Raw genomic sequence first — 12,107 nt, forward strand, 5'->3', positions numbered from 1 at the left:
ACAGATTTAATCCAATGAGGATATGATCGAAAGGAAGAAGTTAAAATGACACAGTATTTTGGTACAGATGGAGTCCGCGGAGTTGCAAATACCGAGCTGACGCCTGAATTAGCATTTAAACTAGGACGAATTGGCGGCTATTTATTCACGAGAGATATTGAAGGAAAGGCAGAAGTTCTTGTCGGTAAAGATACACGTATTTCCGGTGAAATGCTAGAAAATGCATTGATCGCAGGACTCCTTTCGGTAGGGGCAGAAGTTATGAGACTGGGCGTTATCAGCACACCGGGCGTTGCCTACCTCACAAGAGTAATGAACGCACAGGCGGGCGTCATGATTTCTGCCTCCCACAATCCGGTAGAAGATAATGGAATCAAGTTTTTTGGCGCGGATGGATTCAAGTTGACAGATGATCAGGAAGCAGAATTTGAAAAACTGCTGAACGAAGAAGAAGATCAGCTGCCGCGGCCGACTGGCGGACGGGTAGGAACGATTACAGAGTATTTTGAAGGCGGCCAAAAATATATCCAATATCTGAAACAAATAGTGGATGAAGATTTTGATGGAATCCATGTAGCACTTGATTGCGCACATGGTGCTACTTCTGTATTGGCTACGCATGTATTCGCAGATTTGGATGCGGACTTAACGACAATGGGAGCTTCACCAAACGGATTAAATATTAATGATGGCGTCGGTTCTACACATCCTGAAACGCTGGCTGCACTGGTCGTAGAGAAAAATGCAGCTATCGGCCTTGCTTTTGACGGCGACGGAGATCGTCTCATTGCGGTAGATGAAAAGGGAAATATAGTAGACGGCGATCAGATCATGTTTATTGTAGGACGTTACTTACATAGTAAAGGACGTTTAAAAGCAGATACTATTGTGTCAACTGTGATGAGTAATTTAGGCTTTTATAAGGCGCTTGAGCAGTTTGGAATGAAAAGTGTACAAACGGCTGTCGGTGACCGGTATGTAGTGGAAGAAATGCGAAATGGCCAGTATAATCTAGGCGGCGAACAATCCGGACATATCATTTTCATGGATTATAATACGACAGGGGACGGCTTGCTTACTGCCTTGCAATTAGTAAATATCATGCAGCAAACAGGCAAAAAACTATCTGACTTAGCCAATGAAATGACTATATATCCACAAAAACTCGTAAATATCCGAGTGGCTGACAAACATGCCGTTATGGATAATTTGCGCATTGCCAGCATGATCAATGAAGTGGAAAAGGAAATGGCGGGACAAGGACGTGTCTTAGTCCGCCCTTCAGGAACAGAACCGCTTGTCAGAGTCATGGTAGAAGCGACGACAAAGGAACTGTGCGAAGACTATTCAGAACGAATTTCACAAGTAGTGATTGAGGAAATGGGCTTGGAGTAAACGAATAGTTTCGCAGCTGGAAACAGGGGTTACCTATGTTTCCGGCTTTCTTTCATAAATGATTGTATAAAGCGGTACTTGAAGTAGAGGCCGTTGGGGAAATGCTTCCGATGAACGGGGGGAAACAGATAGAATGAGCCAAAAAAAATATCAGGATATGCTAGCACAGAGAACAGAGAATATCTTTGATGAGTGGGAAACAAGAGGCAGCTTAACTGAGCGTGAGCTGTATTACTTTCTGCACAAACTCAAAGGTACGTCCGGAACTATCGGATTGCATCAGTTATCACTTTTTTGTGCCTCTCAGCTGGAGATCTTATCCTCTTCCAATGATCAGAAAATTCCGGTTACCTCATTGGAAAACTTGAAAAATCGCATTCGCATGTATTTTGATGACTCAATTGCTGTAAAAAAAGAAGAATTTCAATTGCCGGATCGGTACGTAAACCGTTTGGACTCCGAAACATTTATTTTAATTATTGATGATGATCTGGAATTTGTTTCATATTTAAAAGAGCTGCTTGAGAAATTCGGTGCACAAGTCATCATTTCTCTAAACGGAAAAAGAGGTATTGAGCAATTTTATTCTATGCGGCCGAGCATCGTTATTATTGATCACAAACTCCCTGACATGACCGGTTTTGAAGTTCTGGATCAAATAGCAGAGACTGCGAGACAGAAAAATACGACATTGGCTATTTCCAGTGAACATGCGACAAAAGATTTTAAGATTGAGAGTTATCGCAGAGGTGCGATGGATTTTATTGAAAAACCCTTTGATATGGATGTCTTTTTCCCTTATTTGTTCAATCGGCAGCAACGCCAGCGTGCTATTAGCAGCAGCATGATTACAGACAGTCTGACAGGGGTTGGCAATCGCCGGTATTTTGATGAAACGATCAATAACCTGGCAAAGAATGCTGATCAATTGGACGGGTCTTTCTCTTTAGTGATGGTGGACTTGGATCATTTCAAACAAGTGAATGACTTATTTGGCCATCCGGCAGGAGATGAAGTGCTTCGTAAATTTGGTGAAATCATTAAAGAAGAAAAAAGAGAGGGCGACTATGTGTTCCGCTATGGCGGGGAAGAGTTTGCTCTGTTATTTGCAAATATACCGGCAGAAGAGACTGTCAACGCGGTGGAACGCATCCGCTCGAGTTTCAATGCTATGTCTTTCGCTTCGGGAGAGGAGACCTTTCAAGTTACCTTTTCAGCAGGAAGCGCAACGTATGAAGGGAATATCGGGGAGTTAGTTTCTGCTGCAGACCAAGCTTTATATCAGGCAAAACGTGAAGGCAGAAATAAAACAGTTGTCTATGATCAATGCAAGCTGGCAGTCAAACGAAAGCTAATGGTGATAATCGTAGATGATGACTCATTCATTCGTCAGATTCTTCAGCAAACCTTATTGGAATTAAAATCATCAGATATTGAAATTATGGTGAAAACTTATTCTGACGGTCCTGCATTTTTAGAAGATGACTGGTATTCGCCGGATGACTACTTCATTGTACTGCTGGATGGTGTCATGCCGAAAATGGATGGCTTGGAAGTGTTGAGCCGTCTGAAGAGTGATCATGCTAAAACAAATGTAACAGTTTCTATGATGACGGCCAGAAAGAGTGCCAATGATATTAAGGCAGCTTTATGGCTGGGTGCTGATGACTATATCATCAAACCATTTCAGCCGGCTGAGGTACTCGGACGTATTGATAAGCTGGCCACACGTTTATTTGATAAGAGAGAGTAAGAGGAAGGGGGCGCCTCCAAATTGTCACATACAGGAAAAAAAGTGCTGGTAGTAGATGATGAGGAAATACTTCGCATGTTGCTGACGGATACATTAGAGTTCGAAGGGTTCATCGTGGATGAAGCAGAGGACGGTTTGCAGGGTCTTAAGAAAATCCAAGAGAATCACTATGATGCAGTCCTTCTTGATTATATGATGCCGCATATGACCGGACTGGAAGTGCTGGAGAAAATTCAGCCTATGAATCTTCAAACCCCAGTGGTCATGCTCACAGCAAAAGCACAGTTGGCCGATCAGGCGGCTGCGATGGAAAAAGGTGCTGCCTACTTTGTGTCAAAACCTTTTAGTCCGAATGAATTAATGGAATTGCTGAAATCATTTTTCTAACAGGAAGCTAGAAAAAAAACGTTCTCTCCAAATTGGAAAGAACGTTTTTTCATTTTTTGTCGGGATGATCACTTTGTGGATATAAAATTCTGCCGTCCGAACGGTGTATATTTTGTATGATTGTTGCAGAAAAATCATGCAGCGGATAAGGTTTCGTCAAATAGTGATCGACATGAAATTTTTCCATCAATCGAGGATCCTTTTCCACAGAGGAAGAGATGATGATGGGAATTGATTCTGTATCTTTCAGCTTTTTCATCTGCCCGATTAACTCCCAGCCTGTTTCACCGTCCTGCAGAATTAAATCTACTACTACTGCAGCGGGCTGCATTTTTTGGATACATTTTAATGCCGTCTCCACAGTTTCATGGTGTACAACAGAAAATCCGCTACTTGTCAGCTCTTCATCTGATAATAAAGCGATGCTTACATCATCCTCCACTATGACCACGAGAGGTTATTCAAGATTAACCGGCTCATTCGGCAGTTGTTGTTTAAGCGGAAGTGAGAAGAATACAGTTGTACCAACGTTTTCTTCCGAGTCAATCCAAATTTGGCCATTATGATTGTTGATGATTTCTTTACAAATAGATAGACCAAGACCTGTACCGCCGATTTTTCTGCTGAAACTATTATCAAAACGATAAAATTTCTCGAATAAGTGACTGATATCATTTTGAGGAATTCCAATCCCTTTATCAGAAATGGAGACGATAACCCTATCTTTCTGATTTCTCAACGTGACTCTTATCTTACCGCCGTCTGGAGAAAATTTGATGGCATTGCCTACTATATTCTTGAATACTTGAAGCAGCCGTTCTCTGTCGCCGACTACAGTGGAAGAACAGGTAACGTCCTGTAATTGAATGGAATGCAGAGAAGACTGTACTGACACAACTGTCTGTTCTGCCAGTTCGGCTATCGATACATCTTCAACGGCGTATGTCTGACGGCCTGATTCCATTCGCTGAATATCTAAAAAGTCATTGATGAGAGAAGTCAGTCGATTGGCTTCGCTTTGAATTGTTTCCAGATATCGTTTCTTGCGTTTTTCATCCATCTCTTTATTCAGCAATAGCTCAGAGAAACCTAAAATACTGGACAGCGGCGTTCGCAGTTCGTGACTCACCGTAGAGACTAATTCAGTCTTCATCTGATCTACTTCATGTTCACGCGTAATATCGCGATGAACGAAAATGGTTCCTACTTTTTCTCCGCTGATCAATATGGGCACACTATAAACATTCATGACTCGCGACTGTTCTGAAGGAAGTGAGACAATGTATGAATTATGGTTCATCTCCTGATTATCCGGGTCCAGCGCTTCTTCTAAAAACACCCGGTATTGCTCAGGCTCATTAATCTGCTGAAGGAAGTGTTCTGTCCATTCTTCCCGCGGCCATGCTTTAGGCTCCATACCCAGCAATTCAAATAGTGCCGTATTGTATTTATCCTCCTCGTTGTTATTGGAAACAAAACGGATGCCTTCATTGATATTGTCTAAAATATTTTGATTCAATTGGCGCTCGTGGCTGATCAGTTCATGCTGTTCGATCCGGTCGACGGCTATTGCAATGCGTTTAAATAAACCATATAAGTCCGTCTGGTCATCCTCAGTAAACGGCTTGCCGATTCGGGAGAGAATGGCAATGATGCTCAAGTGGTTTGCGGAATTGTATATGCCTGTGACAAAGTCGTAAACGAAAGTGGTATTTTCTGCGACACCCTTTTCATAGCCTGCCTCACGCTTGATGATAAAATAAGGTTCTGTTTCCAAGCGAAGTTTCAGATAATCCATCCGCTCATGTTTTATCTCTTCAAAAAATTCATTGGACATACCTTTTAACGAAAAAGTGTCACTTATAGGAAACCATAATAAACTGAGGTCTGAATGATAGATGGTATTCAGGTACTCGGATGTTTGATCGCAGACTTCTTGCTTGTCCAGCGAAAAGGACAATAAATGACTAAGTCCGTTATGACGCTCCAGACGAACTTTAGAAAAACGGGCTTCCGATAAAGCGTATTCCATTTTTGTCTGGCGATTAAATAATTCATCCTGCTGAGAAATTAACTCTTCATTCTGGACCAGCAATTCCTGTTCGTTCGTTTGAATCCGCTGCATCATTTTGTGAAGAGCTTGCGATAAAGCGCCTATTTCATCTTCTCTGTCTATCAGCTGAAATAAAATTTTTCCATCCGTTTCATATCGATCTGCTGCATGTGTGATGGTCTCGACAGGTCGAATTACCCGTTTCATCACATTCCATACCATGAAAATTGGAATCAGTAAAAACGCAAGTCCCAGCAAAGTGATAAGCAAAAAGAATTGGTTTGTCTGGTTTTTTGTTTGTTGATAGTCTTCTTGAAGCATTTCTTTTACATTGAGATTATAATCATTGGCATATTTGATAAAGCGGTTGACTGAAGAATTCGTTCCGCCATTCGCAAGTTCGCGCAGCCCTTCATAATCGTTTTTCTGCACGTACTGAATGGCTCTGGGCAGCGTCACATTTTCGTAGTCGGTTAGAAAATCATCAATCTCTTCTACGATTTTTTGCTCCTCTTCATTGAGGGGAAGTGCTTTATATTGTCTTGAATACGTATGAATGTCCTGAATTGCCTGATAGGCTCCGTTCAATTCATCCTCTATTTGAAAAGCATAGTATCCGCGGATTCTAAAGAACAGGTCTTGAACAGAATTGGATATTTGCTCTACTAATTCGGACTTTTCAAAAGTCTCCTGCTGATTTTCCTCTAGCTCGGCCCAAGAACTCTTTACATATATATACATACTGCCCATGCCGATTACAGCCACTAACAATGATACAATAAAGATATTAATATATTGCTGGCGAATACCTCTTCTTCGCGACATTCGGTTACCCCTTCCTGTTTCTATACTTCTATTCTACCATCCGAAGCAGGATTAGGGCAGACGGAATATACGGCTTATTTTTAACGTCTGGGAATAAAAGAAACCAGGTTTTCATTCGTAAAGTTTTGCGAAAAAAAAAGAACACAGCAGGCTGTGTCCTGAAGTGTTTATTCAAAAATATATTGCAGCGCACGTACGGCCTGGTCGACCGATTCTACGGTGACATGAGCTTTGCGCGACAATTCTTTCAACGGATGATGGTGATTTTCTTGGCGAATTAAAATTAACGGCTTGCCGTATGCTACAGCAGCGCTTGCGTCCATTGCAGTATTCCATTGCTTGTACTGCTCTCCAAACAGCGCAATGACGACGTCTGATTTCTTCATAAGAATCTCGGTGCGCAGGTTATTGAAGCTGGAAGCCGCTGCGTCTTTAAAAATGGCGTCCGGCTGCTCTCCCAAAATTTCTTCTCCGATGTTATCTGAGCGGTCGTGATTTTCCATTGGTCCGACAAAATCAACCGGCAGCTGCAGCTTCTCCGCCTGCTGTTTGACCTCTTCCCGCCACGACGTATGTATCTCCCCGGCTAAGTATACTGTTAAACGCATACAAATCCCCTCCTAGTTTGATAGACTTCATTGTATCATGCCTGTTCTTTTCATTCAGTAGATGTACTTTGCTTGGTTTTCTGCATTCGCGTAAAAGTCTATGGTTGCCGCGCCAAAACGCTAGTTAAACGCGCCAAAACTCTATCGAAGCGCGCCAAAAGAGGATCGGACCGAGCGAAACCGGCAAAGAACCGCACCAAAGCCGCATACAAGCGCGCCAAACGGCTTTACAACCGCACCAATCACGGGTTCAGCAGCAGGGAATCGGGCGTTCTATGGTACACTGAATAAAAAAGAGGAGCGATCATCCTATGAACGGACAGAATCGAGCAGATATTAAACCAGGACTGCGTGTAGCAGTCATTTTAAAGAAAGACCAGCGCAGCGGAGTAAAGACAGAAGGGATTGTCAAAGATTTATTGACGAACTCGAGCTTTCATCCGCATGGCATTAAGGTGCGGCTGGAAGATGGACAAGTCGGACGGGTGGCTGAGATATTGGGGTGAAGGGAGCTGAATCCGGTTGTATGAATTGAAGACGAAGCGAACCGATGATAGTGTAATTGAATTTATTGAGAGTGTGGAGAATCCCAAAAAACGGGAAGATGCCTATCGGTTGCTTGATATCTTTACAGACACTACGGGATATGGAGCAAAGATGTGGGGACCCAGTATAATAGGCTTCGGCTCTTATCATTATGTATATAAGACCGGTCATGAAGGGGACGCGCCGCTTGTCGGATTCTCACCGCGAAAGGCGAAGATCAGCTTATATTTCACAACGGGTGATGCTGAGCGTGAACGGTTGTTGGAAAGATTCGGCAAGCACACGAGCGGTAAAGCGTGTGTGTATATTAACAAAGTTGCAGATATCGACGTGGACGTGATGAAGGAATTAATCGGGCAATCCGTTATATTTTTAGAAGAATTATATCCAAATGAAAAGCAATAAGAAAAAGAGAGGGTGTTGCATCCTCTCTTTTATTCATATATTTACAAACCCTCTCTATACGTCACAGCCGTACCGGTAGCGATGCACATCATCATACCTTCACGCACCATTTCAAAATCCAAATCTACTCCGATTACAGCATTAGCTCCCATGCGCCGCGCTTTTTCTGACATTTCCTCAATTGCAGTTTCACGGGCTTCTGTCAGCTTACTCTCATATGCTGAACTTCTTCCGCCTACAATATCTGTGACGGAAGCAAAGATATCGCGGACAATATTTGCTCCCATAATGGTTTCTCCAGATACAATTCCGTGGTATGTTTCGATTGTCCGGTCTTGCAGTGTGTTCGTTGTCGTGTGTAACATTCGATCTCCTCCTTATGTTTCCTTTTATACGAATCAAAGGGCGGCGGGGTTTCATCATTGCCAGTACCTTCGAAAAAATAATGAGAAATGTTATAGAGCCGAAGAAAACACTGGGATTGACCTGCACTTATTGGCAGGAAGAATCATGTCATAAATTCATATTTCCCGGGGAATATTGTCGATAGCAATAGTTTCAATATACACACTTCAGGATTATGGTTCAAAGAAGTTTGCGAATCATGTAAAATAGGACTGTTATTTTAAAAAAGGAGGGAGATTGTATGACGGAACAAGCGTATCAGCTCATTTCGATCATCTTGTATATGGCAGCTATGTTATTCATCGGATGGTACGCGTTCAAACGGACATCCAATCTGACAGACTATATGCTGGGCGGACGTTCACTGGGACCGGCAGTTACGGCGTTGAGTGCCGGAGCTTCCGACATGTCAGGGTGGCTCTTAATGGGTCTTCCGGGTGCAATATATCTGAACGGCATGGTCGAAGCATGGGTTGCCATCGGATTAACAATCGGGGCCTATTTAAACTGGCTGCTTGTGGCACCGCGTCTGCGTATGTATACGCAAGTATCGAATAACTCCATAACGATTCCAAGCTTCCTGGAGAATAGATTAAAGGACACATCGCGTTTACTTCGTGTGGCTTCAGGAATCATCATATTAGTGTTTTTCACTTTCTATGTTTCATCGGGAATGGTCGCCGGAGGGAAATTTTTTCAAAGTTCATTCGGGCTGGACTATCATACAGGACTGTTGATTGTATCAGCAGTGGTCATTGCCTATACACTGTTCGGTGGTTTTTTGGCAGTAAGCTATACAGACTTCGTTCAGGGATTGATCATGTTTCTGGCGCTGATCTTAGTGCCGTCCGCCGGGATTTTCATGACTGGCGGATTTGCAGCAACAGCGGACAGTATACGTCAAGTAGACCCTGCGCTGTTTAATTTTTCATCGGGCATCGGTTTGCTGGGAATTATATCCTCGCTGGCATGGGGACTGGGATACTTTGGCCAGCCGCATATTATCGTACGTTTCATGGCAATAAAATCGGTAAAAGAAACGAAAAGTGCGAGACGGATCGGAATCGGCTGGATGCTGTTAAGTTTGATCGGTGCAATTGCTACAGCATTGGTGGGAATCGCGTATTTCCAGCAAAATGCAGCAGAGCTTGCAGATCCGGAAACCGTTTTTATAGTTCTCGGCCAACTGTTTTTCCATCCATTGATTGCAGGAATCATGCTGGCGGCAGTATTGGCTGCAGTGATGAGTACGATTTCTTCTCAATTGATCGTGACGTCATCTGCATTGATCGAAGATTTATATAAAGCTGTCTTTAAGTCGAACGCGTCAGACCGGCAATATGTCTTTTTAGGACGTGCCGCAGTTATGATCGTTGCAGTGGTTGCAGTGATTCTTGCGTGGCCGAATAAAGAATCGGTATTAAAACTGGTTTCATTCGCCTGGGCAGGTTTCGGCGGTGCATTTGGCCCTGTCATTCTGTTATCACTCTACTGGAGGAAGATCACTCCGCAGGGTGCACTATGCGGTATGGTCGCCGGAGCGATTACAGTGGGAATTTGGGGGAGTTTCAAATTCCTGTCGAATTCATTGTATGAAATTGTGCCGGGCTTCATTACTTGTCTGATCGTGACGTATATCGTCAGTTTGGCAACGTATAGAAAGAATGCTGAAATTGAACGTGAATATGATGAAACGATTAAGTTATTGGGAGAAGAACGTTAATCGTATGAGAAGAGCCATCCTGCAATGTGAGGATGGCTCTTTCAAATACTCAAATTAATTTTACAATGGTCCGTCCGCGTGCTTGGCCTTTCAGTAAAGCAGGTAATGCATCAGGCAGTTCTTCCAATGAAATCTCATTCTGCACAAGCTGTTCCAGATCTGAAAGTTTCAGGTCTGTTGCTAGGCGATTCCATATTTTTTTACGTGTATCCATTGGGCAGTATACAGAATCAATGCCGAGCAGATTCACGGCACGTAAAATGAAAGGGAACACGGCTGTAGGTAATTTAGTGCCGGCAGTCAATCCGCTTACAGCGACTGATCCTCCATATTCAATCTGGCTTAATAACGAAGCTAGCGGCTCCCCGCCGACCGGATCGACTGCTGCTGCCCATTTTTGCTTGCCGAGAGAGCGGATCTTACCGTCATAAACCTCTTCACGAGATACAATGGACTTGGCTCCCAGAGAATCTAAATATGCATGTTCATTCTGCTTTCCAGTACTCGCTTCGACGTCATAGCCAAGTTTAGATAAAAACGAAACCGCAAAGCTTCCTACTCCGCCGGTTGCACCTGTCACCAGAACTTTCCCTTTACCAGGCGACAGATTATTATCTTCTAAACGCTGAACAGACAGTGCTGCTGTAAAGCCTGCTGTCCCGATAATCATCGCTTCTTTTAATGAAAGACCTGAGGGAAGAGGCACAACCCAGTCGGCTTTCACTCTTGCGTATTCGCTGTAACCTCCGAAGTGTGAGACGCCGATTTCATAACTCGTCGCAATGACCTCATCACCTTCTTTGAACCGTTGATCCGTTGAAGAAACCACCACACCCGCCAGATCAATGCCGGGAACCATTGGGTAGTTCTGTACGATATTTCCGTCAGGTATAGATGCCAGACTATCTTTATAGTTAATGCCTGAATAGTGAACACGAATGACCACGTCACCTTCAGGAAGATCATCAAGTGAAAGTTCGCGTACCTCTACTGAAAAATCATCCTCTTGTTTATCGACTGTCAATGCTTTGAATAATTGTGTCATGTAAAATCTCCTTCCATATCGGAATTTCTTGATTCTAGCATTATACTAACGCAGTTGTCTGAAAGCTTCAAAGCTGAAGGCTCAATAAAACATTTAAAATAAATGTTTGACTCTCACGTTACGTAAGGCCTTATAGTAAAGATGAAAGGCGATGGATCCAATGAAAGTAAAAGAAGTGGCAGAATTGACAGGCATCAGTATTCGCACATTGCATCACTACAACGATATTGGACTGCTCATTCCAGATGAAGTGACTGAAGCAGGCTACCGTCTATATTCCAATGGAAATCTGGCCGACTTGCAGCAAATTTTATTCTTTCAGGAACTCGGTTTTTCATTGAAGCGAATAAAAGAACTGCTGGAAAGTCCGTCGTTTGAGCGTTTGGAAGCATTGGAACTGCAGCGGAAAATGCTGCTGCAGAAAAAAGTGCAGCTGGAAGTTATGCTCCGTACGATTGACCGTACGATCCAATCAGAGAAAGGGGAAGACACGATGACAAATGAAGAGAAGTTCAAGGGATTCGATTTTCGAAAGAACCCATATGGAGAAGAAGCGAAGGCGAGATGGGGAGAGAAAGAAGTGGAGCAGACCAGCCGGAAGTTTGGAGAAGATGTGCAGGATGAAATGAACCGGATTTATTTCAAACTGGCAGAAATTCGGCATGGAAAAGCAGATTCTAACGAAGCGCAGGCCGTTATTGAAGAATGGTTTGAACTGCTGAACCGAATGGGCAGCTATTCATTGGATGCGTTTAAAGGGCTGGGTGAAATGTATGTGGCGGATGAGCGCTTCAAGCAAAATATCGATCAGTTCGGCGAGGGGCTGGCGGTGTTCATGCGGGATGCGATGAGTGTTTATTCGGATAGACAGAAAAGAGGCTGAGCTTTCTTAGCTTTAGTATAACCAAAGAGAGAAGATTCAAATGAATGTATAAAAAGGACCGCTAATCTGCATATGAATT

The 12,107-nt window shown here is 43.2% G+C and carries 12 protein-coding genes; 7 read left to right on the top strand and 5 right to left on the bottom strand.

The genetic code is table 11. The annotated features are described in order from the left end of the window. Positions 1-45: 45 nt before the first annotated feature. From glmM to NCCP2331_RS07630, 3 genes are all read left to right on the top strand, one after another. Complete coding sequence (gene glmM, locus NCCP2331_RS07620) at positions 46-1,395, top strand: phosphoglucosamine mutase (RefSeq protein ID WP_251669732.1); 1,350 nt, start codon at positions 46-48, stop codon at positions 1,393-1,395. A gap of 133 nt (positions 1,396-1,528) precedes the next feature. After that, positions 1,529-3,148 (top strand): diguanylate cyclase, encoded by a 1,620-nt coding sequence (locus NCCP2331_RS07625; RefSeq protein WP_251669735.1) that lies wholly within the window; start codon positions 1,529-1,531, stop codon positions 3,146-3,148. 21 nt (positions 3,149-3,169) lie between these two features. Then, positions 3,170-3,535, top strand: a complete 366-nt coding sequence (locus tag NCCP2331_RS07630) for a response regulator transcription factor (protein ID WP_264879233.1) — start codon at positions 3,170-3,172, stop codon at positions 3,533-3,535. Between the two features lie 49 nt (positions 3,536-3,584). Here NCCP2331_RS07630 and NCCP2331_RS07635 read toward each other — a convergent pair whose 3' ends face one another. From NCCP2331_RS07635 to NCCP2331_RS07645, 3 genes are all read right to left on the bottom strand, one after another. Then, positions 3,585-3,977 carry a response regulator gene (locus NCCP2331_RS07635; RefSeq protein ID WP_251669742.1) on the bottom strand — a complete coding sequence of 131 codons (393 nt, stop codon included), beginning with the start codon at positions 3,975-3,977 and terminating at the stop codon, positions 3,585-3,587. A 15-nt stretch (positions 3,978-3,992) separates the two neighbouring features. Continuing rightward, entirely contained in the window at positions 3,993-6,413 is a 2,421-nt protein-coding gene (locus NCCP2331_RS07640) for a HAMP domain-containing sensor histidine kinase (RefSeq protein WP_251669743.1), read from the bottom strand. 167 nt (positions 6,414-6,580) lie between these two features. Beyond that, complete coding sequence (locus tag NCCP2331_RS07645) at positions 6,581-7,021, bottom strand: YtoQ family protein (RefSeq protein WP_251669745.1); 441 nt, start codon at positions 7,019-7,021, stop codon at positions 6,581-6,583. Between the two features lie 311 nt (positions 7,022-7,332). Here NCCP2331_RS07645 and NCCP2331_RS07650 point away from each other — a divergent pair, with 311 nt between their 5' ends. Then, complete coding sequence (locus NCCP2331_RS07650; protein WP_153723091.1) at positions 7,333-7,527, top strand: YwbE family protein; 195 nt, start codon at positions 7,333-7,335, stop codon at positions 7,525-7,527. 16 nt (positions 7,528-7,543) lie between these two features. Continuing rightward, positions 7,544-7,972 (top strand): DUF1801 domain-containing protein, encoded by a 429-nt coding sequence (locus tag NCCP2331_RS07655; RefSeq protein WP_251669747.1) that lies wholly within the window; start codon positions 7,544-7,546, stop codon positions 7,970-7,972. 41 nt (positions 7,973-8,013) lie between these two features. On the opposite strand, the gene NCCP2331_RS07660 is transcribed toward NCCP2331_RS07655, so the two are convergent. Continuing rightward, positions 8,014-8,337 carry a YbjQ family protein gene (locus NCCP2331_RS07660; RefSeq protein WP_251669749.1) on the bottom strand — a complete coding sequence of 108 codons (324 nt, stop codon included), beginning with the start codon at positions 8,335-8,337 and terminating at the stop codon, positions 8,014-8,016. 281 nt (positions 8,338-8,618) lie between these two features. Between NCCP2331_RS07660 and putP the strand changes: the two genes are divergently transcribed. Next, positions 8,619-10,100, top strand: a complete 1,482-nt coding sequence (putP, locus tag NCCP2331_RS07665) for a sodium/proline symporter PutP (RefSeq protein ID WP_153723094.1) — start codon at positions 8,619-8,621, stop codon at positions 10,098-10,100. Positions 10,101-10,149: 49 nt separating this feature from the next. Here putP and NCCP2331_RS07670 read toward each other — a convergent pair whose 3' ends face one another. Next, positions 10,150-11,145 (bottom strand): NADPH:quinone oxidoreductase family protein, encoded by a 996-nt coding sequence (locus NCCP2331_RS07670; protein WP_251669759.1) that lies wholly within the window; start codon positions 11,143-11,145, stop codon positions 10,150-10,152. A gap of 160 nt (positions 11,146-11,305) precedes the next feature. Here NCCP2331_RS07670 and NCCP2331_RS07675 point away from each other — a divergent pair, with 160 nt between their 5' ends. Next, entirely contained in the window at positions 11,306-12,028 is a 723-nt protein-coding gene (locus tag NCCP2331_RS07675; RefSeq protein WP_251669761.1) for a MerR family transcriptional regulator, read from the top strand. The last annotated feature ends 79 nt before the right edge of the window (positions 12,029-12,107 follow it).

Origin of the sequence: Sporosarcina sp. NCCP-2331, from assembly GCF_023707945.1 — a bacterium.
In the GTDB taxonomy this organism is placed as follows: domain Bacteria; phylum Bacillota; class Bacilli; order Bacillales_A; family Planococcaceae; genus Sporosarcina; species Sporosarcina cascadiensis.